Annotated in this window: 17 protein-coding genes and 1 pseudogene; 8 read left to right on the plus strand and 10 right to left on the minus strand. The window is 63.2% G+C overall.

Annotation, left to right across the window (positions count from 1 at the left end; all coding sequences use genetic code 11):
* The first annotated feature begins 23 nt into the window (after window positions 1-23).
* The 4 genes and pseudogenes from ACFFNA_RS05685 to ACFFNA_RS05700 all read left to right on the plus strand — a co-directional run.
* Window positions 24-1,532 (plus strand): caspase family protein, encoded by a 1,509-nt coding sequence (locus ACFFNA_RS05685; protein WP_378916357.1) that lies wholly within the window; start codon window positions 24-26, stop codon window positions 1,530-1,532.
* Window positions 1,533-1,588: 56 nt separating this feature from the next.
* On the plus strand, window positions 1,589-2,683 hold the full coding sequence (locus ACFFNA_RS05690; protein WP_378916360.1) for a tetratricopeptide repeat protein: 1,095 nt from the start codon (window positions 1,589-1,591) through the stop codon (window positions 2,681-2,683).
* Between the two features lie 145 nt (window positions 2,684-2,828).
* Window positions 2,829-5,300: a DNA topoisomerase (ATP-hydrolyzing) subunit B gene (gene gyrB / locus ACFFNA_RS05695; RefSeq protein WP_378916362.1), complete on the plus strand. Its 2,472-nt coding sequence runs from the start codon at window positions 2,829-2,831 to the stop codon at window positions 5,298-5,300.
* Window positions 5,301-5,304: 4 nt separating this feature from the next.
* Window positions 5,305-5,513 (plus strand): annotated as a pseudogene (locus ACFFNA_RS05700) (hypothetical protein); the annotation flags it as partial.
* An 81-nt stretch (window positions 5,514-5,594) separates the two neighbouring features.
* Here the strand turns inward: ACFFNA_RS05700 and ACFFNA_RS05705 are convergent.
* From ACFFNA_RS05705 to ACFFNA_RS05750, 10 genes are all read right to left on the minus strand, one after another.
* A complete protein-coding gene (locus ACFFNA_RS05705; RefSeq protein WP_111544929.1) occupies window positions 5,595-6,992 on the minus strand; it encodes an NAD(P)(+) transhydrogenase (Re/Si-specific) subunit beta in 1,398 nt (465 codons plus the stop codon).
* Between the two features lie 6 nt (window positions 6,993-6,998).
* Window positions 6,999-7,424: a proton-translocating transhydrogenase family protein gene (locus ACFFNA_RS05710; protein ID WP_111544930.1), complete on the minus strand. Its 426-nt coding sequence runs from the start codon at window positions 7,422-7,424 to the stop codon at window positions 6,999-7,001.
* A complete protein-coding gene (locus ACFFNA_RS05715; RefSeq protein ID WP_111544931.1) occupies window positions 7,424-8,719 on the minus strand; it encodes a Re/Si-specific NAD(P)(+) transhydrogenase subunit alpha in 1,296 nt (431 codons plus the stop codon). Before ACFFNA_RS05715 ends, ACFFNA_RS05710 begins: the two co-directional genes overlap by 1 nt.
* An 85-nt stretch (window positions 8,720-8,804) precedes the next feature.
* Window positions 8,805-9,029 (minus strand): aa3-type cytochrome c oxidase subunit IV, encoded by a 225-nt coding sequence (locus ACFFNA_RS05720; RefSeq protein ID WP_111544932.1) that lies wholly within the window; start codon window positions 9,027-9,029, stop codon window positions 8,805-8,807.
* A 373-nt stretch (window positions 9,030-9,402) separates the two neighbouring features.
* Entirely contained in the window at window positions 9,403-9,552 is a 150-nt protein-coding gene (locus ACFFNA_RS05725) for a DUF3096 domain-containing protein (RefSeq protein ID WP_111544933.1), read from the minus strand.
* A gap of 120 nt (window positions 9,553-9,672) precedes the next feature.
* On the minus strand, window positions 9,673-10,440 hold the full coding sequence (locus ACFFNA_RS05730; RefSeq protein ID WP_378916367.1) for an N-acyl amino acid synthase FeeM domain-containing protein: 768 nt from the start codon (window positions 10,438-10,440) through the stop codon (window positions 9,673-9,675).
* 213 nt (window positions 10,441-10,653) lie between these two features.
* On the minus strand, window positions 10,654-12,969 hold the full coding sequence (locus ACFFNA_RS05735; protein WP_378916369.1) for a putative bifunctional diguanylate cyclase/phosphodiesterase: 2,316 nt from the start codon (window positions 12,967-12,969) through the stop codon (window positions 10,654-10,656).
* Window positions 12,970-13,105: 136 nt separating this feature from the next.
* Complete coding sequence (locus tag ACFFNA_RS05740) at window positions 13,106-16,585, minus strand: indolepyruvate ferredoxin oxidoreductase family protein (protein ID WP_378916372.1); 3,480 nt, start codon at window positions 16,583-16,585, stop codon at window positions 13,106-13,108.
* Between the two features lie 219 nt (window positions 16,586-16,804).
* On the minus strand, window positions 16,805-17,347 hold the full coding sequence (locus tag ACFFNA_RS05745) for a hypothetical protein (RefSeq protein WP_111544937.1): 543 nt from the start codon (window positions 17,345-17,347) through the stop codon (window positions 16,805-16,807).
* Window positions 17,340-17,951 (minus strand): CGNR zinc finger domain-containing protein, encoded by a 612-nt coding sequence (locus ACFFNA_RS05750; protein WP_111544938.1) that lies wholly within the window; start codon window positions 17,949-17,951, stop codon window positions 17,340-17,342. The genes ACFFNA_RS05745 and ACFFNA_RS05750 overlap by 8 nt, the downstream gene beginning before the upstream one ends.
* Window positions 17,952-18,094: 143 nt before the next feature.
* On the opposite strand from ACFFNA_RS05750, the gene ACFFNA_RS05755 reads away from it, so the two are divergent.
* The 4 genes from ACFFNA_RS05755 (at window position 18,095) to ACFFNA_RS05770 (ending at window position 22,615) form a co-directional block, all read left to right on the plus strand.
* Window positions 18,095-19,000, plus strand: coding sequence for a branched-chain amino acid ABC transporter permease (locus ACFFNA_RS05755; RefSeq protein WP_378916375.1), 906 nt, complete (start codon window positions 18,095-18,097; stop codon window positions 18,998-19,000).
* A 189-nt stretch (window positions 19,001-19,189) separates the two neighbouring features.
* On the plus strand, window positions 19,190-19,774 hold the full coding sequence (locus tag ACFFNA_RS05760; RefSeq protein ID WP_111544940.1) for a TRAP transporter small permease subunit: 585 nt from the start codon (window positions 19,190-19,192) through the stop codon (window positions 19,772-19,774).
* On the plus strand, window positions 19,774-21,567 hold the full coding sequence (locus ACFFNA_RS05765; RefSeq protein ID WP_378916378.1) for a TRAP transporter large permease: 1,794 nt from the start codon (window positions 19,774-19,776) through the stop codon (window positions 21,565-21,567). Before ACFFNA_RS05760 ends, ACFFNA_RS05765 begins: the two co-directional genes overlap by 1 nt.
* Window positions 21,568-21,586: 19 nt before the next feature.
* Window positions 21,587-22,615 (plus strand): zinc-dependent alcohol dehydrogenase family protein, encoded by a 1,029-nt coding sequence (locus ACFFNA_RS05770; protein ID WP_378916415.1) that lies wholly within the window; start codon window positions 21,587-21,589, stop codon window positions 22,613-22,615.
* The last annotated feature ends 184 nt before the right edge of the window (window positions 22,616-22,799 follow it).

Below are 22,799 nucleotides of genomic sequence, written 5' to 3' on the forward strand. Positions count from 1 at the left end.
TGCTCACGCCATAAAGAGGTGGAATGGTCGGCGAACGACTGAGCCGGGGGCGGTTCGACTTGCGCTTGCTGTTTGCCTTGCTGCTGATGCTTACGACCACCGCCACCGCGGTGGCGGAGCGGCGCGTGGCGTTGGTCATTGCCGACGACGATTATCGTCTGGTCCGGCCGCTCGCCAATCCCGTCAATGATGGCGAGGCGATGGAAGCGTCGCTGAAGAAGCTCGGCTTCGAGGTCGTCCTCGAAACCAACCGCGATCTCCGACGCATGCGCCGCGCGCTCGACGTTTTTCGCGAGGACGCCAAGGGCGCCGACGTGGCGCTGGTCTATTTCTCCGGCCATGGCGTCGAAATTTCCGGCGACAACCGGCTTTTGCCGATCGATGCCGATGCGTCCTCGCTCGAGACGTTGGAAAAGACCAGCCTGCCGCTGCGCGACGCGGTCGCCGCCACCGCCAAGGTCGGGCTGATCGTGCTCGATGCCTGCCGCAGCGATCCCTTCTCGGGGAACAGCGGCGAAGGGCGCGGCGCGACGCCACTGGCAAAGGATATCGCTGAGAAGGTCAAGCCGGGATTTGGCCGGATTGGCCGGGCGGAAAACATCCTGTTCGCCTTCTCGGCCGCCCCCGGCGAGACTGCGGCCGACGGAGCCGGCCAAAACTCGCCATTCACGACAGCGCTGACCAAATATCTCGGTACCGACGGGCTCGAAATCCGCTCGGTGCTGACGCTGGTGCAGCAGGAAGTCTATGACCTGTCGCGTGGAAAGCAGCTGCCCTATGTCGAGAGCGGCCTGCCGAAACTGTTCTTTGCCGCAGCGGCCAAGGAGCAATTGCCGGAGCGCGAACGCCTGCTGCTGGCCATGGCCGACGTGACGCCGGAGATGCGCGGCGAAGTCGAACAGATCGCCAGCGACGCCGACATGCCGCTGGCCCCGCTCTATGGCGCGCTGATCGGTTCCGACACCAGCAATTTGTCGGCGGACAGCCTGAATGCCCGGCTGCGTGAAGCGGCCGACGCCTTCGTCAAGGTGCGAAGCGAGATGAAGACGCTCGCGGCCGACGATCCGCAAGTGACGGAATTGCGCCGGCAGGCCGAGGAGCAGCTTTCGCTCGGTGCCTTCGATGCAGCGCAGGCAAAGCTGGCGGAAGCGGCCAATATCGACGGCGTGTCGCGCAACGCGCTGAAGGTGAATTTCGTCGACCGCACGCTGTCGCAGGCCGCAACGGTATTCCTGTCGGCAGGCGCGGCGCGCGCCGACCTGAACTATGCGGCAGCCATCAATGGCTACGAATTCGTGCTGGCGCTGTATGGCGAGGCCGGGCAGACCTCGCTCAGCCTGGAACAGGCCGACCGCCAGAGCCGCACGCTGGAGGAACTCGGTATTCTCTATACGACGGTCGGCAATATCGAGGCGGCCGGCCGCGCCTTTGCCGCACTGTTGGCCAACCTCGAGCAGCGGTCGCGTCAGGAAACCGATCCCAGCGTCAAGCGCGATCTCGCCATCAGCCATATCTCAAGCTCGCCAACATAAGGATGGTGCAAGGCGACCTGCCAACCTCCCTGGAAAACTATGAGGCGGCCAGGGACATGCTGCAGGACCTGACCACAAGCGTGCCGGACAAGAAAGACTGGCTCGGTGATCTTGCCATGGCCAAAGACAAGATCGGCAACGTGCTGGCGACGCAAGGCGATGTGAGCGCGGCGGCACAAGCCTATCAACAAAGCCTGTCGATCAAGCAGCAGTTGGTCGATGCGGAGCCGGACCGCGCCGACCTGCTCAATGATCTGACAATCACCTATGACGAAATCGGCGAACTTGCCCATACCGCCGGCCAGTTGGACAGCGCCGAGACGGCCTTTGAAGAAAGCCTGAGGATTCGGTTGGCGCTGGCCGAGAACAAGCCCGATGACGCGCGGCGCCAACGCGCTGTCTCAGTCAGCCAAACCAGGATCGGTGATCTGCTGCGGGATCGCGGCGACGCCGCCGGTGCGCTCGCGGCCTTCAACAAGAGCCAGGCGATCGCCGAAGCGCTGGTGCGCCGCGACCCAAACGACACCGATTTGAAGCGCGACCTGTCGATCGGTTACTCCAAGATCGGCAATGCTTACAGCGACCAGAAGGATTGGCCGCTCGCGCTGGAGGCCTACCAGCAGGCGCTGGCCACGGCGCGCGACCTTGCCGCCATCGATCCCGGCAACACGGACTGGCAGCGCGACCTGTCGGTGTGTCTCGAACAGGTCGCCGAGGTGCTTAGAGTGCAGGGCGATGCCAGCGGTGCTCTGCAAAACTATCAGGACGGTCTTGCTATAGCCCACCGGCTGGCCAAGCTGGATCCTGCCAATTTGAACTGGCAACGCGATATTTCGATCACCCTGCAGAAGATCGGTTATCTGGAAACCGACCGACGTCACTTTGAGGGTTCCAAGGCGGCCTTCGAAGCCAGCCTCGCTATTGCCCAGAAATTGGCCCAGTCCGATCCGAACAATGCGATCTGGCAAATCGATCTGGCGCGCGCCTACATCGCCTATGCCTATGTGGTGAGGGATCCGAAGGCGGCGCTGACCAAGGCGCTCAACCTGACGCTGGAGCTTGACCGGACGGGGCGGCTGGCGCCCGGAGACAAATTCATGATCAAATATTTGCGCAACCTTCTCGCCAAATCCGGGGCTCGAAAAAAATAGCCGGCTGCCGGCTCGGGAATCGGCCCGGAAATGCCCGCAAACCTTGGAAAAACCGCCTTTCGCGCCTATATCTAGGCAATATCAGAGGCGCGATTCGGGGCCGATTTTTCGCGCCGTGCAAGCGGCATCCAGACAACAGGTTTTCATGAGCGACCAGATCGAGAACAACAACGGCGCTGAAGCCGAATACGGCGCCGATTCCATCAAGGTTTTGAAGGGGTTGGATGCTGTCCGCAAACGCCCCGGCATGTATATCGGCGACACCGACGACGGTTCCGGCCTGCATCACATGGTCTATGAGGTCGTCGACAACGCCATTGACGAGGCACTGGCCGGTCATGCCGACCTGGTCACCGTGACGCTCAACCCCGATGGTTCGGTGACGGTGATCGACAATGGCCGTGGCATTCCGACCGATATCCACACCGGCGAAGGCATTTCGGCGGCCGAAGTGATCATGACGCAGCTGCATGCCGGCGGCAAGTTCGACCAGAATTCCTACAAGGTGTCGGGCGGCCTGCATGGGGTCGGCGTCTCGGTGGTCAACGCTCTCTCGGCATGGCTGAAACTCAGGATTCGCCGCAACGGCCAGATCTTCGAGATGAGCTTCACGCACGGCAATGCCGACGCGCCGCTGAAGGCGACGGGCAGCTATGAGCAGAACAAGGTTGCCGGTACCTATGAAGGACGCAGCGGCAGCGAGATCACCTTCTTTCCGTCATCCGAAACCTTCACCATGGTGGAGTTCGACCTCGGCACGCTGGAGCACCGGCTGCGCGAGCTCGCCTTCCTCAACTCCGGCGTGCGCATAATTTTGACCGATGCACGCCATGCCGACGTGGTGCGCCACGAGTTGCACTATGATGGCGGGCTGGAAGAGTTCGTCAAATATCTCGACCGGGTCAAGAAACCGCTGATCGACAAGCCGATTGCCATCAAGGCCGAGCGCGACGGTATCACCGTCGAAGTGGCGATGTGGTGGAACGACAGCTACCACGAGAACGTGCTGGCCTTCACAAACAACATCCCGCAGCGCGACGGCGGCACCCATCTGGCCGGTTTCCGCGGCGCGCTGACCCGCCAGATCACCGGCTATGGCGAGTCTTCTGGCCTGACCAAAAGGGAAAAGGTGGGACTGATCGGCGACGATTGCCGCGAGGGCCTGACGGCGGTGCTGTCGGTCAAGGTTCCCGACCCGAAGTTCTCCTCGCAGACCAAGGACAAGCTGGTCTCGTCGGAAGTCCGTCCCGTGGTCGAAGGGCTGGTCAACGAAGCCCTCGGCACCTGGCTCGAGGAACACCCGGCCGAGGGCAAGGTGGTCATCGACAAGGTGATCCAGGCAGCGGCCGCCCGCGAGGCGGCACGCAAGGCGCGCGACATCACCCGCAAGAGCTCGCTCGGCATCACCTCGCTGCCCGGCAAGCTGGCCGACTGCCAGGAACGCGACCCGGCGAAATCCGAAATCTTCATCGTCGAGGGTGACTCGGCCGGCGGCTCGGCCAAGGGCGGCCGTTCGCGCCAGAACCAGGCGATCCTGCCGCTGCGCGGCAAGATTCTCAATGTCGAGCGGGCCCGCTTCGACCGCATGCTCGGCTCCGAAATGATCGGCACGCTGATCACCGCGCTCGGCACCTCGATCGGCAAGGACGAGTTCAACGCCGACAAGCTGCGCTACCACAAGATCATCCTGATGACCGACGCCGACGTCGACGGCGCCCACATCCGTACCTTGCTGCTCACCTTCTTCTTCCGGCAGATGCCGGAGCTGATCGAACGCGGCCACCTCTACATCGCCCAGCCGCCGCTCTACAAAGTGACGCGCGGCAAGAGCTCGCAATACATCAAGGACGAGAGCGCGTTCGAGGAGTTCCTGATCGGCTCAGGGCTCGATGAAGCATCGCTTTCGCTCGGCTCGGGCGAGGTTCGCGCCGGACAGGACCTGCGCAGCGCCATAGACGATGCGCTGGCAGTGCGCCAGCTCATCAACGGGCTGCACACGCGCTACAACAGAGGCGTGGTCGAGCAGGCGGCGATCGCCGGTGGCCTCAACCCGGACGTCTTCACCGATCTCGGCCACGCCGATGCCATGGCCGAGCGTGTCGCCAAGCGGCTCGACATCATCGCCGAGGACACCGAACGCGGCTGGACCGGCCGCATGTCGACCTCGAACGAGGGCATCGGCGGCTATGTGTTCGAACGAACGGTGCGCAGCGTCAAGGAATTCGCACATCTCGATCTCGGGCTGATCAATTCTGCCGATGCGCGCCAGCTCGACCGCTATGCGCCGCGCCTCACCGAGGTCTATGGCGAGCCCCCGGTGCTGCGCCGCAAGGATGTGACCGAAACCATCTCGGGGCCGCTGGCGCTGCTCAACGCGGTCTTTGCGACCGGCCGCAAGGGCCTGACCATGCAGCGCTACAAGGGTCTCGGCGAGATGAACGCCGAACAGCTCTGGGAAACCACGCTCGACCCGAATGTGCGCTCGCTGCTGCAGGTCAAGGTCAATGACGCCACCGACGCGGACTCGCTGTTCTCGCGGCTGATGGGCGACGAGGTGGAGCCCCGGCGCGAGTTCATCCAGGACAATGCCTTGTCGGTCGCCAACCTGGATATCTGATCTCGCTGCGTGGGTCGACGCGATCCTCGCCAAGGCTCAGGACGCCTAGGCAAGGCGCAGCAGGTCGCCGACACCACCAGGAAGGGCAGCGCGACCTTTGCGCTGCTTGGTGCACTGTCGCTGGTCATCGGCGCCTTCATCGCAAGTGCCGCGGCGGCCCTCGGCGGCAGGCAGCGCGACGACGAGGAGGCGGTGTTCCTGACCAGCCGCTGAACCGGCGTCGCTCGTTCAAAAGCAAGAAAGCCCGGCGCGAGGCCGGGCTTTTCTGTATCGCTCAGTCGCGCCGTTGCCGGCTCAGTGATCCATCGCCTTGACGATCTCTTCAGTCATCTTCTTGGCATCGCCGAGCAGCATCATGGTGCCATCCTTGTAGAACAGCGTGTTGTCGATGCCGGCATAGCCGGAGCCGAGCGAGCGCTTGACGAACAGGCAGGTGCGGGCCTTGTCGACGTCGAGGATCGGCATGCCGTAGATCGGCGACGACTTGTCGTCGCGCGCGGACGGGTTGGTGACGTCGTTGGCGCCGATGACATAGGCGACGTCGGCCTGCGCGAACTCAGAGTTGATGTCCTCGAGCTCGAACACTTCGTCATAAGGCACGTTGGCTTCGGCGAGCAGCACGTTCATGTGGCCGGGCATGCGGCCGGCGACCGGATGAATGGCGTATTTCACGTCGACGCCGTTGGCCTTGAGCTTGTCGGCCATTTCGCGCAGCGCGTGCTGCGCCTGGGCGACCGCCATGCCGTAGCCGGGCACGATGATGACCTTCTGCGCGTTCATCATCAGATAGGCGGCATCGTCGGCCGAGCCCTGCTTGACCGTGCGCTCGATGCCGTCATCGGCCACTGCCGCCGTCTCGCCGCCAAAGCCACCGAGGATGACCGAGATGAAAGAGCGGTTCATGCCCTTGCACATGATGTAGGACAGGATCGCGCCGGACGAGCCGACCAGCGCGCCGGTGATGATCAGCGCCAGATTGCCGAGCGTGAATCCGAGGGCGGCCGCTGCCCAGCCCGAATAGGAATTCAGCATCGAGACGACGACCGGCATGTCGGCGCCGCCGATCGGGATGATCAAGAGGATGCCGAGCACCAGCGAGGCCGCGACGATCAGCCAGAACACCAGCTTCGATTCCGTGGTGACCAGCAGCACGATCAGCACGATCAGCGCGATGCCGAGCGCGGCGTTGATGAAGTGGCGGCCGCCGATCATGATCGGCTTGCCCGACATGCGCCCGTCAAGCTTGAGGAAAGCGATGACCGAGCCGGTGAAGGTGATGGCGCCGATGGCGACGCCAAGGCTCATCTCGATCAGCGCCTGGGCGTGGATATCGGCGACCGTGCCGATGCCGAAGCTTTCCGGGGCGTAGATTGCCGCAGCCGCCACCATGACGGCAGCAAGGCCGACCAGCGAGTGGAAGGCGGCGACCAGTTGCGGCATCGAGGTCATGGCGATGCGCCTGGCGGTGACAGCACCGACCGAGCCGCCGATCAGCAAACCAAGAATGATGAGACCGAAGCGGCCAGCCGACGGCGTCGCCAGCGCCAGCGTGGTGGCGATGGCAATGCCCATGCCAATCATGCCGTACAAATTGCCCTGGCGGCTGGTGGTCGGATGCGACAGGCCGCGCAGCGCCATGATGAACAGGACGCCGGAAACCAGATAGAGGAAGGACGCGAAGTTGGCGTTCATGGCGCTCTACTTGTCCTTCTTCTTGTACATGGCCAGCATGCGCTGGGTGACGAGGAAGCCGCCGAAGATGTTGACCGAGACCAGCATCAGCGCGACGAAGCCGAAGCCTGCGGCAATGCCGGAGGCGGCGATGCCGACGGCAAGCAGCGCGCCGACGACGATGACCGAGGAGATGGCATTGGTGACGGCCATCAGCGGCGTGTGTAGTGCCGGGGTCACCGACCAGACGACGTAGTAGCCGACGAAGATCGCCAGCACGAAAATGGCGAAGCGGAAAACGAAGGGATCGATGACGCCGCCGGACAGCGCGTGTGCGGCAGCACCGCCCGCGTCAGCACCGCCTGGAGCATTTGCCAGGTTCTGCACCGCCAGCCGAACGGCGGCGCTTGCCTGGTCGAGCTGGTCGAGGGCTTTCTGCAAGGTCTGATCCATCACGCAATGCCTTTCGACTTCGACGAGGGCGACTTGGATGCGGCCGGTTTCTTCGTCGCGGCTTTCTTTGCCGCTGCGGGCTTCGGCGAAGCGTCGGCGACCATGGTCGTGGCCGGGATTGCGGCCGGCTCGACAGATTGGCCCTTGGGCGGCTGCTGGTCGGCCTTTATGAAAGCAGGATGCACGATCTTGCCGGCGTCGGTCAGCATCGTTGCCTTGACCAGGTCGTCGTCGCGGTTGATGGCAAGCGTCTTGGCCGTCTTGTCGACCAGCGTCTCGAGGAAGGCGAACAGGTTCCTGGCATAGAGCAGCGAGGCCGATGCGGCGACGCGGCCGGGCACATTGAGGTGACCGACGATCTTTACCCCGTTGGCCGTCGTCACCACCTTGCCAGCCTCGGCGCCCTCGACATTGCCGCCGCGCTCGACGGCGAGGTCGACGATCACCGAACCCGGCTTCATCGACGCGACCATCGCCGCCGACACAAGCTTCGGCGCCGGGCGGCCGGGAATCAGCGCCGTGGTGATGACGATGTCCTGCTTGGCGATATGCTCGGCGGTGAGTGCCGCCTGCTTGGCCTGATACTCCTTCGACATTTCCTTGGCGTAACCGCCTGCCGTCTCGGCCGCCTTGAATTCCTCGTCCTCGACCGCCAGGAATTTTGCGCCGAGCGAGGCGACCTGTTCCTTGGCGGCGGGGCGAACGTCAGTCGCGGTGACGACCGCGCCAAGGCGACGCGCCGTGGCGATCGCCTGCAGGCCGGCGACGCCGACGCCCATGATGAAGATTTTCGCCGCCGGCACGGTGCCCGCCGCCGTCATCATCATCGGCAATGCGCGATCATATTCCGAAGCGCCGTCGATCACCGCCTGGTAGCCGGCAAGATTGGCCTGCGAGGACAAAACGTCCATCGATTGCGCCCGGGTGATGCGCGGCATGAACTCCATCGAGAAGGCGGTGACGCCTGCCTTGGCCAAGGCCGCCACGGCGGCATCATTGCCATAGGGATCCATGATGGCGACGACTGCCGTACCGGGCTTGTAGCCCTTCAGCTCGGCATCCGTCGGCCGGCGGACCTTCAGCACCACATCGGCCTTGGCGACAGCGTCAGCCTTGCCGATGACAGCACCGGCTTTGGCGAATTCCTCGTCGGGGATACGCGACCTCGTGCCAGCGCCGGTCTCGACGACGACGTCGAAACCCAGCGCCGCCAGCCGTTTCACCGTGTCGGGCGAGGCCGCGACGCGCGGCTCGTTGGCATCGAGTTCACGAGGGATGAAAACCGTCTGTCCCACCGCATGATCCTTTCGGCCGGAAGCTGTTTCCCGCAAGACGCCGGCCGGCCTCGCGGCGGCGCCGTGGACAAGGTGTCGGAAAAATCTATCGGAGGATAAAGGCGCCGGCGGCCAGAATCAGAACAAACAGGATGGTCGCCGAAAAGAAGCCGCCCGCGAAGAAGCCGAAAGCCATGGCCAGGAGTATGGCGAGGCAAAAGAGCGATCCGTATTTGGCTAGCATGAGAAAACCCGCATAGGTGCGGTCATGCTCGGCATAGTCCATCTTCGCGCCCAGTTCGACAGGACCGGTCGGCGTGTGATCAGCCATAGCAATACCCCTTCGAAGACATCTTTCAGGCACATAGCGAAAAGCCGGGCCGAGAGCAATGGCGCTATTGCCGCATCACAGCCGACAACTGCCTCAAAGGAAAATTGAAGCCGGCTCCCTGGAGCCCCCGACCACAGCCGGCACCGGCGACCCTGTCAGCGGCACTGAACGTGCTGTGATAAAGACTGTCGTCGCCGACAACATCGGACGAACGCCGGAACCGCCATGATCTCGCCGACACGGAAATTTGACTGGAACGGCACCGGCATCGCCGCCTTGACCCTTATTTCCGGTCCGGCCATCTCATGCAGGAATGTGCACCCGAGGCGATCGGCGCCGCAGCCCTGCGTTTCTTCGTCGGCTGACGGCCCCTTCAGCGGACAAGATGCGGGAAAAGCCCGAGCAATCCGACGACGATCAGATAGAGCGCGACAATGTAGTTCAACAGCCTTGGCATCACGAGGATCAGCACGCCGGCGATCAGCGAGATGAGCGGGGTGAGCGCAAGCGTGGAAATGGTCATGTCGGGTTCCTTCTGACAGATCCGTCTGAAATGATGACAAAGGCAGCGGCAACGACGCAGCGCCGTCATTCAGAACGCGGATGTGGCCGGAAAGCTCCGAGCGCTTTCAAGAAAATCGCCTCAGGCGGCGTCGCGATAATATTTCGCTGTTGGCACGATAGACAGGGGTGTCAATCGGTTGATGGCCGGATTGGCAAACATCAGCCGCTGTTCCGTCGGCGTCGACCTGAAGAATGGGAACCGTTCGAGTGTCAGGCGCATATTTTCGCCAGAAGGGATTTCGAACAGTGCAATCGGGGCAAGAACGCCCGGAAACACTTTACCCTCGGTCCTCTGCACGGCATTGAAGTAACGGGCATAAAAATTGGAATGCTCGAGCTTGACCGGCGTAAGCACCGAGTTCTGGCCAAAGTAGCGCGAGGCCACCATGGCAAGCCTGAGTGTCAGGAAAGGCAGCACTCCGGGCGCCGGCGCGCTGTCGGGATCGGTTGCGAACCGGGTTCCGTCGATGAAGGTTTCTCCGCGGGCAAGTCGCTCGATCAGTATTTCCGGATAGGCATCGACGGAGGGCGAATTCGGGTGCTCGCTAGAAATGTAATGGAAGCGGATCGTGCTGACCAATTCGCCATAGCAATAGACACCGAACCGGTAGGAATTGGGCAGATTGTCCCAACGATCTTCGAACATCCCGCTGGCGATTGGGCCGCACATGCCTGAGCGCAGATAGGATTTATAGCGAAGTCGGTAAATCGCCTCCAAATCCTCGCCCCCTGTAATGAGGCGATAATCAACATGCTCCAGTAGTTGCATAATCGATCGGTTCAGCACCGAATCCCCGGCTGTGCTGACCACGCCAGATGCGTTCCTTGCAGCCCTTGCAGCATCCATTATCTGTCCTCGAAATTCCGCCTACGGATAAGCTATTCGAGCTGAAATGAGACACAAGCTGAAATTTCGAAGTTGTTGATTTACCTTCTGTTAACCTTAACGGCTGAGAGCCCGTTTGAGAATGTCTGTTGGTGAGCAATTCGCGTGGGAAGGATGCCGTCGAGGGCGATGTGGATCGGGAATCTAGATCAAGCGAACTTCGAAACCACGATACTAGCTGGCTGTCCGTTTGCCGGTGCGACGCAGGTCCGCGACGAATGGCCAGGTGGCACTCGACATCGTCTCGATACCCGACGCACTTAGCGCGGCTCCGAAGAGGAAGCCTTGCACGAGATCCGGTTTGACCTGCAGGGCCAGGATCTTGAGCTGCTCGAAGGTCTCGACACCTTCGACGGTCACGGAAAGTCCGAGCGGTCGCGACAGATTGACAATGCCCTTGAGCAGTTCGAGCGAACGGCTGTTCTGAGTGACGTCGATCAGGAACGAACGGTCGATCTTGATCTTGTCGAGCGGCAGCTTGTGCAGGTAGCTCAGGCTCGAATAGCCGGTGCCGAAATCGTCGAGCGCAATGCGCACGCCAAGCTGCTTCAGGTCCTCGATGTACTGGCGCGTCAGCGACTTGTCGTCTAGCAACGCTGTTTCGGTGACCTCGATCTCCAGCCGGTCTGCGGCGAGGCCAGAACTGGTCAACGCATCACGAACCTTCTGGACGACGTCGCGGTTGCGGAAATCCTTGGCGGAGAGATTGACCGAAACGCTGGTCTGGTCCGGCCATTTGGCGCATTCGGTGCAGGCCGCCTGCAACACGAAGGTGCTGATCTCGGAAATGATGCCCATTTCCTCGGCCAGCGGAATGAAGATGCTGGGCGAGATCGGCCCGAGATCCGGATGGTCCCACCGGCACAGCGCCTCGCAACTGGCGATACGCATGGTGTTCATCGCCACGATCGGCTGATAGACCACCCGCAGGGCCTTGCTTTCCACGGCGGTGCGCAGATCCGCCTTCATCAGCTGACGGTTGCGGAAGGCGGCATCCATCGAGGCCTCGAACAGCCGCCAGCTGTTCTTGCCGAGTTCCTTGGCCTTGTAGAGCGCCAAGTCCGCCTTGACGATCATGGCGTCGACATCGGTGTCCTTGACCCGCGACAGCACTGCGCCGCCGCTGGCCTGGATGCGCAGCCCGTGACCGGCGACGTCGACCTCCCCCTGCAAGCCGGCGAAAATCTCGTCGAGCTGGCCGGTCAGATGGCTCTCATCCTCGACGCGGTCGAAGAAGATCATGAATTCGTCGCCGCCGAAACGGCTGACCGTGATGCCTTGCCCGGCAATGGCGGCAAGGCGCTCGGCGACGGCGTAGATCAACCCGTCGCCGATCGGGTGCCCAAGCGTGTCGTTGACGCTCTTGAAATCATCAAGGTCGAGCACTGCCAGCCCGCAAAGACGGTCGCCGTCGCCGGACGCCATGGCCTCGCCGACCAGTTCGTGGAAATAGGCGCGGTTGGGCAGACCGGTGAGGTTGTCGTAGCGTGCCATGAAGCGGATCTTGTCTTCCGCCTCGACACGAGCGGTGACGTCCTCGAAGGTGATGACGCCCAGTTCCTGGCTGCCTTCGCGAGCCGAGAATTCATAGTGCTGGCCGTTGGCGAGGGAAACCAGCACCTTGCGATCGCGGCCCTCGCGCAGAGCACGGGTCAGCTGGGCTTCGATGTAGCGGCAATCCTTCGGCGCCAGCATGCCGCCGGCGACGCCACGCATCAAAAGACCGTGGATCGACCGCCCGAGCAGCGCATCCGGCGACTTGAGTGACATCAGATGCGCGGCCTCGGCATTGGCCACCACCACGCGCCCGTCCGGGCCGAGCATGACAAGGCCGTGCGACATGGTGTTGAGGGCGCGATCGAACCTGCGCGCGAGCTTCCTCGCTTCCTTGTGGCCGATGACCGCCGAGAAAAGCACGTTGCGGACGTGGTCGGCGCTGTTGATCGTGATGAAAGTCAACGGGATGATCATCAACCCGAGAAGGACCGAGGGGACATCCATGCGCAGCAGGAGTCCAAGTGCCGCCGGACCAATGAAGGTCACGGAAAAAATCCGCACCATGCGCGGAGATCCGTAGTTCCGGCCAACAACCGTAACCAAGGTTGCCAAGGTCAGCGACGTCGCGGCCAGTTCGGCAAAGGGATCGGGATACACATAGATCGATATGAAGCATAGCGTGCCCAACCCAAGGCCCTGCAGGCTGCCCTTGAGTATGTAGTTGCGCTCCCACTGCTGCGCCTCTTCGACATTGGCTATTACACCGCCTGCCTTCCTGAAGCCGCGAATGCCGAAGTAGCGGAAAAGGCTGATGGACAGCAGAATAAAAGAGAAAGCCAGAAACAACGGATTGTGCGTACGCAAGTAGATCATGAATCCGAGGATCCAGTAGCACGCGCCGCCGATCACCAGCATGTGGGCGTTGTCGAACAACGACCGCACAAACTGGATATAAACATCCGCAGGGATGTTTTCGGTCTTTGTTCTGCCCATTTCGACGGCCCAACGCTAAGCCTTGTCATGCCACACCCGCCTTAAGAAAGGCTTAGAACGGTGGTTTTGGCTCGGTTGCCGAGGGTGCGCAAATGCCGGACAGACTGGGAAATCAATCTTTAGGTAAACAAGGCCATCATTCGGCGGCCTGAAGTTTCGGCCGTGCCGGCGTGCTCGACAGGCGTTCGAGCAGCCTTTGGCGTTCGCCCGCGGCCTTTTCGGCGCTGGCCCGGCGGACGTGACCATAGCCGCGAATGAGAGCCGGCACCGAGGCGAGGGCAATTGCCGCATCGACCCCGGCTGGCGCCAGCGATCTAGCGACGAGGTCCAGATCTGCCTCGTACTGCGCAAGAAGCTGCCGCTCCATGCGCCGCTCGGCGGTGTAGCCGAACAGGTCGAAGGCGGTGCCGCGCAGGCCTTTCATCGCCGCCAGCAGGCGAAAACCCTTCATCATCCATGGGCCAAAGCTCGATTTTCGCGGTGTGCCGTCATTGCCGCGGCGGCCCATGATCGGCGGCGCGAGATGGAATTCGAGTTTCTCGTAGCTCTGGAACTGCTTGCCCAATTCGGCGGCGAAGGAGCCATCGGTATAGAGCCGCGCCACCTCGTACTCATCCTTGATCGCCATCAGCTTGAACAGGTTCCTGGCGGCAGCCTCCGACACCGCGGTCGAACCGGGCACGGACTTGGCTTCGGCGGCGCGCAAAACGGCGAGCTTTTCCGCATAGCGCCTGCCGTAGGCGGCATTCTGATAAGCGGTCAGGAAAGCGACGCGGCGGGCAATGATGTCATCCAGCGTCTCGGCGACCGCAGCGGCCTGCCCGGTCTTGCCCGGCTGGGCGACGAGGCCACGCACGAAATCCGGCTGATGGGCGGCACGGCGGCCCCATCGGAAGGCGGCGATGTTCATCGCCACGGCTTCGCCATTGAGCTCGATCGCCTTCTCGACAGCCTCGGCCGACAGCGGCAGGCCGCCGTGCTGGAAGGCAAAGCCGAGCATGAACATGTTGGCGCCAAGCGAATTGCCGAACAATTCGGTGGCGGTGCGCGTGGCGTCGAAGAAATGCGCCTTGTCGTCGCCGGCGGCGGTGCGGATCGCCCTCTTCAGGCGCTCGACCGGCAATGAGAAATCGGCCGAACGGGCAAATTCGCCGGGCATGATCTCGGCGGTGTTGGCGAGAAAGATGGTGTGGCCCTCGCGCACCGCCGTCAGCACCTTCTTGGCGCCCGACACCACGAGATCGCAGCCAAGCACGAGATCGGCCTTGCCGGCCGAGACGCGGATGGCATGGATGTCGTCCGGGGTGCGGGCGATGCGGACATGGGTGAACACCGAGCCGCCCTTCTGGGCGAGGCCGGCCATGTCGATCATGCCGCAGCCCTTGTCCTCGAGATGGGCCGCCATGCCGAGCACCGCACCGACAGTGACGACGCCGGTGCCGCCGACGCCATTGATGATCGCCGCCCAGCCCTGCTCGCCAAGCGGGAATTCGGCGGGCACAGGCACGCCGTCGAGCGGGTCGGCCTTGCCGGCCGTACCCTCGGCCTTGCGGATCTTGGCGCCGTGCACGGTGACGAAGGAGGGGCAGAAGCCGTTGACGCAGGAGAAATCCTTGTTGCAGCTCGACTGGTCGATCTTGCGCTTGCGGCCGAATTCGGTCTCGACCGGCTGGATCGAGACGCAGTTCGACTGCACGCCGCAATCGCCGCAGCCTTCGCAGACCAGTTCGTTGATGAAGACACGCTTGTCGGGATCGGGAAAGGTGCCGCGCTTGCGGCGGCGGCGCTTTTCGGCCGCACAGGTCTGGTCGTAGAGCAGCACCGACACGCCTTTGACGCCGCGCAGCTCGCGCTGGACAAGGTCGAGGTCATCGCGGTGATGGATGGTGGCGCCGGCCGGGAATTCGGCCTTGCCGGCATATTTATCCGGCTCATCGGTGACGATGGCGATGCGGTCGACACCTTCGGCCCGCACTTGCCTGGCGATCATGTCGACGGTCAGGCCGCCTTCGTGCGGCTGGCCGCCGGTCATGGCGACGGCGTCGTTGTAGAGGATCTTGTAGGTGATGTTGGCGTCGGTCGACAGCGCGAAGCGGATCGCCAGCGTGCCGGAATGGTTGTAGGTGCCGTCGCCGAGATTCTGGAAGATGTGGTCGCGCTTCGAGAACGGCGCCTGGCCGACCCATTGCGCACCCTCGCCGCCCATCGCCGTGAAGCCAAGGGTGTTGCGGTCCATCCACAGCGCCATGAAATGGCAACCGATGCCGGCAGCGGCGATCGAGCCGTCCGGCACCTTGGTCGAGGAATTGTGCGGGCAACCGGAACAGAAGAACGGCGTGCGCGCGCCGATGTCGGTAGCGTCCGCCAACATTGCCTGGAACTGGCGCAGCTTTGCCACCCGCGCTGAAATCTCTTCCGACGGACCGATCGTCCGCACGATCCTCTCGCCAAGCGCGATGGCGATCTCGTTGGGGTCGAGCGCGCCCTTGGCCGGAAACAGCCAGTCGCCGCGCTCGTCCTTCTTGCCGACAATGATCGGCTGCGTGGCGGTGCCGTAAAGGCTTTCGCGCAATTGCACCTCGATCAGCGAGCGCTTCTCCTCGACGACGACGATGGTGTCGAGGCCGCGGGCGAAGTCGGCGATGTGATGCAGGTCGAGCGGCCAGGGGCAGCCGACCTTGAACAGCCGCACCCCGATGCGGTTGGCGGCCGCCTCGTCGATGCCAATGTCCTCCAGCGCCTGGCGGACATCGAGATAGCTCTTGCCCAGCGTGATGATGCCGAGCTTCGGGTTGCGGCCGCCCGAATAGACGATGCGGTTCAGCCCGTTGGCATGGATAAAGGCGGAAGCCGCGGCGCGCTTGTGCTCATGCAGCCGCTCCTCCTGGCCAAGCATGTCGATCTCGTTGCGGATGTTGAGGCCGCCGGGCGGCATGTCGAAATCGGGCACGACGATGTTCAGCCGTTCGAGCGAGGCATCGACCGAAGCCGTCGATTCGATGTTGTCCTTGACGCATTTGATCGCCGCCCAGGTGCCGGCAAAGCGCGACATGGCAAAGCCGTAGAGGCCGTAATCGATGATTTCCTGAACGCCGGCCGGGTTCAGGATCGGCACCATGGTGTCGACGAACAGGAATTCGGTGGCGTGCGCGTTGGTCGAGGATTCGGCCATGTGGTCGTCGCCCATCAGGGCGAGCACACCGCCATGCCTAGACGAGCCGGCGAGATTGGCATGGCGGAACACGTCTCCCGAACGATCCACGCCCGGCCCCTTGCCGTACCAGACCGAAAAGACGCCATCATGGGTGCCCTCGCCCAGCAGTTCCGCCTGCTGCGATCCCCAGCAAGCGGTGGCGGCAAGCTCCTCGTTGAGGCCGGGCTGGAAGACGATGTCGGCCTGGGCGAGCTGCTTCTTTGCTTTCCACAGCTGCATGTCGAGGCCGCCGAGCGGCGAGCCGCGATAGCCGGAGACGAACCCCGCTGTGTTGAGGCCGGCGCGGCGGTCGCGCTCGCGCTGCATCAGAAGCATGCGGATGACCGCCTGCGCGCCGGACAGGAAAATGCGCTCCTTGGCGAGGTCGAACTTGTCGTCGAGCGCGACGTCATGCAGCGTCATCAGGCATTTCCTCTGCGGAGGCCGCGCGGGGGCAGGCAGCCAACGTCGGAGTCGGATGACGCATCCTTTCTTCCCTTGCAAGGCAGGTCAAACAAAATCGAAAGTGCCAGGCAACGCGCAACGAACGACCCGTCACCTTCTCGAATCGGGTACGAAACCGATCCGCGGACATTGCCCGACGAACGAAAATTTCTGCGCAACCGGGGCGGCAACGGCGCGTCAGATGCCCTTCGAGCAATCCGGCTTCGGTTCGCCCGGCAACTTGCCGTCGGGATGGCCGACGAGATCGGGATTGGCCGTGTAGAGCTGATCGATGACCAGCGGCCGGTCGGGCAGCACCGACTGGTCCTCCGTCGACATCAAGGTGGTGTCGATCTTCTGCAGGATCGCGCCGTCGGCGCCCTTAATGCTGATGGCGATCGCATAGGGCTTGTTCTTGACGACGCAGGTCAGGGCCGGGCTCTCCAGGGTCACCTTGTCGAGCTTCGGCCAGACCTTCTGCTCGACCACCAAGGGCGCGCCGCCGGCGGGATCCTGGAAGCTGGCGACCGCCACCTGGCCGTCTCCCATCGGCTGCAGCGGCCGCAGCGTGACGACATAGGTCGCCCTGGCGAGACGGTAGTTGAAGACGAATATCTTGCCGGAAATCTCGAACAGCTTGCCTTCGTCGTTGCCGGAATCGCGGCAAGCGCCGAGCGCGACCGCGACCGCGACAATCAGGGCAGCGCCGACAACGATCGAGCGGGAAAGACTTCTAGGCATCCTTGACCTCATTGGCCGCCATGCGGCGGCGGCGATAGTGACGACTTGCCTTCTGACGGTTGCCGCACACCGCCATGTCGCACCAAAGGCGGCTGGAATTGCGGCTTCTGTCGACGAACAGCCAGGTGCAGTTGGGACAGATCCTGAGCCTTGCGACGGTGTCGTCGCGCAGCAGCGACAGGGCGGAAACCGCCAATGCCGCCTCGAAGGCGATCGGCGTCAGGGGATCACCGAACGGCCTTCCCGGCGCCCCGATTTCGGTCCGGCTGCCAGCCAGCCCCTCGGCGCAGGCGCTCAGGAACCCGGGCAGATCGGCGGTGGCAACCGTGCCTTTCGACACCGCGCCGCGAAACAGCCGGTCTGTCGTCTCGCGGATCGACAGCACGACGGGCGCGATTGCCGCGGGAGAGGATACCGCCAGTTGCCGGTCGCCCAGCTCGGCGGCGCGAAAGCCGCTCGCCGCATCGGCGAAGCGGGCAATCTCGGCCGGATCATCGAAACGATCGAAGGTTCGCTCCGGATCGCCGCGCAGCACCACGGTGTTCGCCGTGTCGAGCGCAAGCAGGCCGCCGGTGAAGCGGTGCGGGGTCCAGGATACTGTCATGCCTAGAATCTAACCGATAAATCGCATTTGACAAGTTAGATTCAGCGATGCAAACCTTCACAGGGATGCGGTTCCCGCAGCCTTTTTTGAACATGTCGTCGTCACAACCGTTGCTTGTGGACGGCATGATCTGAGGGTTTTGCATGCTCTATTTCTTCCAGCAGGTGCTGAACGGGCTGCATTCGGGCGCGCTCTACGCGCTGCTCGCCTTCGGCTACGTGCTGACCAACGGCATCCTGCACCGCACCAATCTTGCCTATGGCGCGCTGTTTGCCTTTTGCGGCCAGACGATGATCCTCACCGCGGCTTTCGGCTATCAGGTGCTGTGGCTGACGCTGCTGGCGGCAGTGGCACTCGGCATCGTTTCGGCTTTCCTCTATGCCGCGCTGGTCAGCTATGTGCTATCGCGCAGCGTCTTCGAACCATTGGCCGAGCGCTCGCCCAATGCGATCGTGGTGACGACGCTCGGCATCCTGCTGTTGTTGTCGGAGGCAAGCCGCATCGCCGCCGACACCCATGATCTGTGGCTGCCGCCGATGCTGGCGCAGCCGATCACTTTCGCGCAGGACACAACCTTCAAGGCAACGCTGACGCTCATCCAGCTCATCGACTGCGCGGTGGTGCTGGCGGCAATCGTGCTGGCCGCCTGGGCATTTGCGCGCTCGAGCTTCGGCCGGCGCTGGCGTGCCGTCTCCGACGACCCCAAGGCGGCGGCGATGTGCGGTGTCGACGTGCGCGCGGTGTTCCGGCATGCCGTGCTGTTCGGCGGTTTCTGCGCCGCGCTGGCCGGGGTCATGGCCGGCCTCTATTACGGCAATGTCAGCTTCGGCTCCGGCCTCGTCTACGGGTTGAAGATCCTGTTCGTGACCGCGGTTGGCGGCTATCTCTCGCCGCCGCGCGCGGCCCTGGGTGCGGCCGCCTTCGGCATGGCCGAATCACTGTGGGCCGGCTATTTCCCGGTCGAATGGCGCGACGCCTGGATGTATCTGTTCCTGGTCGCCATGCTGGTGCTGATCGGGGCCGGCCGCGACACCGGCAAAATCGCCTGACACCATCAGACTTTGGTTGCATGACGCTGAGGCAGACCGCCGGTATCCGCACCTGCCCTGCCATGCGATGACGTTTGCAGCCTCCATCCTTGTTGACCCGTCAGTCCACGCGCGGCATACCGTTGGACCACGCGGCGTGACAGACTATGAGGGGGAAGCTGGCACGCCTCCGGTACAAGGGAGGAATGCATGGCAGGGCTTCTCGCTCTATCCAGGACCATTGATCGCGCGAACGAATTCATCGGCAAATGGGTGTCGTGGCTGATCCTGCTGGCGATTCTGGTCAGCGCCGCCAACGCCATCATCCGCAAGGTCTTCGACATATCCTCGAACGCATGGCTGGAGCTGCAGTGGTATCTGTTCGGCGCCGCCTTCATGCTGGCCGCCGCCTATACGCTGAAGCAGAACGAGCATATCCGCATCGACATCGTCTACGGCCTGTTTTCACGCCGCGTACAGCACTGGATCGACCTTCTCGGCCATATCCTCTTCCTGATGCCGTTCGTGACGCTGATGGTGTTCTATTTCGTCCCTTATGTCCGGCTGTCGTTCCACAGCGGCGAAATGTCCAACAATTCCGGCGGACTGATCGTCTGGCCGGCAAAGGCCATCCTGCTGGTCGGCTTTTTCCTGCTCGCGTTGCAGGGCATTTCCGAGATCATCAAGAAGATCGCCATCATGCGTGGCGACATGGACGATCCAAACCCCTTCATCTCCGCGCATGAGCAGGCCGAACTGGAAGCCAAGGCGCTCGCCGACGAGGTGCGCTCGTGATGGAGTTCATCGCCCAGAACATGGCGCCGATCATGTTCGCCTCGCTGATCCTGTTCATGCTGATCGGCTATCCCGTCGCCTTTTCGCTGGCTGCAAACGGGTTGCTGTTCTTCTTCATCGGCGTGCTTTTGACGCCATATTCGGGCGGAGCGATCAATCTCGCCTGGCCGCTGCTCTATGCGCTTCCGGACAATTTCTACGGCAGCCGGGTGATGTCGAACGACACACTGCTTGCCATCCCGTTCTTCACCTTCATGGGCATCGTGCTCGAGCGATCCGGCATGGCCGAAGACCTGCTCGACACGATCGGCCAGCTGTTCGGGCCGATCCGCGGCGGCCTCGCCTATGCGGTGATCTTCGTCGGCGCACTGCTGGCCGCGACCACCGGCGTGGTGGCTGCATCCGTCATCGCCATGGGGCTGATCTCGCTGCCGATCATGCTGCGCTACGGCTATGATCGCCGGCTGGCATCCGGCGTCATCGCGGCGTCGGGTACGCTCGCCCAGATCATCCCGCCGTCGCTGGTGCTGATCGTTCTGGCCGACCAGCTTGGCCGCTCGGTCGGCGACATGTATGCGGGCGCGCTGATTCCCGGCCTTATCCTGACCGGCCTCTACGCGCTTTACGTCCTGCTCGTTTCGATCTTCCGGCCGAATATGATGCCGGCGCTGCCGCTGGAAGCGCGCACGCTAGGCCATGGCGTGATGTCGCTGCTGGTGGCGCTGGTGGTAACGGTGGCCATCTCCTATGCGGCGTATCGCTACCTGGCGCCGACGCATGGCGACAATGCCGATATTCTTGGCGCCAGCATCGGCGTGATCCTGATCTATGTCGTTGCGATTGCCGACAGGCGGCTGAACATCAACATGATGTCGCGGCTGGCGCAGCAGGTCATCATCGTGCTGATCCCACCGCTGGCGCTGATCTTCCTGGTGCTGGGCACCATCTTCCTCGGCATCGCCACGCCGACGGAGGGCGGCGCCATGGGCTCCGTCGGCGCCTTGATCATGGCGGCTGCAAAAGGTCGGCTATCGCTGGACGTGGTCAAGCAGGCGCTGACCTCGACGACGCGGCTGTCGTCCTTCGTGCTGTTCATCCTGATCGGCGCGCGGGTGTTCTCGCTGACCTTCTATGGCGTCAACGGGCAGATCTGGGTCGAACACCTGCTGACCTCGCTGCCTGGCGGCGAAGTCGGCTTCCTGATCGGCGTCAACATCCTGGTCTTCTTCCTGGCCTTCTTCCTCGACTTCTTCGAACTCGCCTTCATCATCGTGCCGCTGCTGGCGCCGGCCGCAGACAAGCTCGGCATCGACCTGATCTGGTTCGGCGTGCTTCTGGGCGTCAACATGCAGACCAGCTTCATGCATCCGCCCTTCGGCTTCGCGCTGTTCTACCTGCGTTCGGTTGCCGCGCGCGTGCCCTATCTCGACCGCATCACCGGCAAACAGATCGCGCCGGTCACCACCGGGCAGATCTATTGGGGCGCGGTGCCCTTCGTCTGCATCCAGGTGATCATGATCGGGCTGACCATCGCCTTCCCGCAGATGGTGATGCATTACAAGGGCACGGTGGTCGATCCTGGCACGATCGACTACAAGGTGCCGGAAATACCAGGCCTGTCGCCGCTTGCCGCACCGCCGGTCGGCGGCGGCACGGCGCCGGCTAATGGCGGTATTGCACCGGCGGCTCCTGCCGCCCCTGATCTGTCGCAACCACCGAGTTTCGGCGACACGCCGCCGGCCAAACCGGCAGCACCGCAGCCGGACCTGTCGCAACCGCCAAGCTTCAACTGAACCCGGCATGGCCGAGATCATGAAAGCGGTTCGGTTGGAAGCGGTGGGCAGCATCGCCCTGCGCGAAGTCGACAAGCCGGACATCGGGCCGGATGAGCTTCTGGTGCGCGTTGAAGCCTGCGGCGTCTGCGGCACGGACCGGCATCTGTTCCACGGCGAATTCCCGTGCACGCCACCGGTGACGCCCGGGCATGAATTCTCCGGCATCGTCGAGGCGATCGGAAAATCCGTCTCGGGCTTTGCCGTTGGCGACCGTGTCACCGGCGACCCCAACATCGCCTGCGGGCGTTGCGCGCACTGTCATGCCGGGCGGGTCAACCTCTGCAGCAACCTGCGCGCCATCGGTATTCATCGCGATGGCGGCTTTGCCGAATATCTTGCCTTGCCGCAGAAGCAGGCTTTCATCCTGCCTGCCAGCCTGAAGCCGACGCATGGTGCCTTCTGCGAGCCGCTCGGCTGTTGCCTGCATGGCGTCGAGCTGGCCGAAATCCGGCCAGGCAGCTCGGTGGCCGTGCTTGGCGGCGGCGTGATCGGCCTGCTCACCGTGCAGCTGGCGCGTCTGGCCGGGGCCACGACCATCATCCTGTCGACCAGGCAAGCCTCGCGGCGCGCGCTCGCCGAGGATCTCGGGGCCACGGCGACGGTCGATCCGACCGCCGCCGACGTCATCAACGCCGTCGCCGGACCAGCGGGCCTGGCGCCAGGCGGTGTCGACGTCGTCTTCGAATGCGCGGGCGTGCGGGAGACCGTCGAGCAGTCGATGCGGCTCGCCCGCGCCGGCGGCACGGTCGTCATCGTCGGCGTGACGCCGCAAGGGATGAAAGCGGAATTCGAGCCCTTCGACCTGCTGTTTCGGGAATTGAAAGTGCTCGGCTCCTTCCTCAATCCCTACACGCATCGCCGCGCCGCCGAGCTCATTGCATCGGGCACAATCGAGATCGACCGGCTGATCTCCAGGCAGGTGGCACTCGAAGACGCGGCAGCGGTGATCGCCAATCCACCGACGCCCGGCGAGGCCAAGGTGCTGGTGGTGCCGCATCCGGGCTGAGCGGCCCTGGCCGTCGCTTGGCCTTGCGCGCTTGCCGGCAACCCATCGATCAGCTATTGGGTGCGCGCCGAAAAAGACATGGCCGGTTCGGTAGTCCGGTCTCTTCCGTTTTTGAACGGAGGCCTGTTCACCGCATGATTTGCGGGAGAACCCACGGCCGGCAAGCGAGGCGAAAGCCCGCGAG

Origin of the sequence: Mesorhizobium kowhaii, from assembly GCF_042431665.1 — a bacterium.
Lineage (GTDB): Bacteria > Pseudomonadota > Alphaproteobacteria > Rhizobiales > Rhizobiaceae > Mesorhizobium > Mesorhizobium kowhaii.

Bases quoted from the DNA above. Each gene is read 5' to 3' on its own strand.
- ACFFNA_RS05685 (WP_378916357.1), top strand. From the start codon at position 24: ATGGTCGGCGAACGACTGAGCCGGGGGCGGTTCGACTTGCGCTTGCTG.
- ACFFNA_RS05690 (WP_378916360.1), top strand. From the start codon at position 1,589: ATGCTGCAGGACCTGACCACAAGCGTGCCGGACAAGAAAGACTGGCTC.
- gyrB (WP_378916362.1), top strand. From the start codon at position 2,829: ATGAGCGACCAGATCGAGAACAACAACGGCGCTGAAGCCGAATACGGC.
- ACFFNA_RS05705 (WP_111544929.1), bottom strand. From the start codon at position 6,992: ATGAACGCCAACTTCGCGTCCTTCCTCTATCTGGTTTCCGGCGTCCTG.
- ACFFNA_RS05710 (WP_111544930.1), bottom strand. From the start codon at position 7,424: ATGGATCAGACCTTGCAGAAAGCCCTCGACCAGCTCGACCAGGCAAGC.
- ACFFNA_RS05720 (WP_111544932.1), bottom strand. From the start codon at position 9,029: ATGGCTGATCACACGCCGACCGGTCCTGTCGAACTGGGCGCGAAGATG.
- ACFFNA_RS05725 (WP_111544933.1), bottom strand. From the start codon at position 9,552: ATGACCATTTCCACGCTTGCGCTCACCCCGCTCATCTCGCTGATCGCC.
- ACFFNA_RS05730 (WP_378916367.1), bottom strand. From the start codon at position 10,440: ATGGATGCTGCAAGGGCTGCAAGGAACGCATCTGGCGTGGTCAGCACA.
- ACFFNA_RS05735 (WP_378916369.1), bottom strand. From the start codon at position 12,969: ATGGGCAGAACAAAGACCGAAAACATCCCTGCGGATGTTTATATCCAG.
- ACFFNA_RS05740 (WP_378916372.1), bottom strand. From the start codon at position 16,585: ATGACGCTGCATGACGTCGCGCTCGACGACAAGTTCGACCTCGCCAAG.
- ACFFNA_RS05745 (WP_111544937.1), bottom strand. From the start codon at position 17,347: ATGCCTAGAAGTCTTTCCCGCTCGATCGTTGTCGGCGCTGCCCTGATT.
- ACFFNA_RS05750 (WP_111544938.1), bottom strand. From the start codon at position 17,951: ATGACAGTATCCTGGACCCCGCACCGCTTCACCGGCGGCCTGCTTGCG.
- ACFFNA_RS05755 (WP_378916375.1), top strand. From the start codon at position 18,095: ATGCTCTATTTCTTCCAGCAGGTGCTGAACGGGCTGCATTCGGGCGCG.
- ACFFNA_RS05760 (WP_111544940.1), top strand. From the start codon at position 19,190: ATGGCAGGGCTTCTCGCTCTATCCAGGACCATTGATCGCGCGAACGAA.
- ACFFNA_RS05765 (WP_378916378.1), top strand. From the start codon at position 19,774: ATGGAGTTCATCGCCCAGAACATGGCGCCGATCATGTTCGCCTCGCTG.
- ACFFNA_RS05770 (WP_378916415.1), top strand. From the start codon at position 21,587: ATGAAAGCGGTTCGGTTGGAAGCGGTGGGCAGCATCGCCCTGCGCGAA.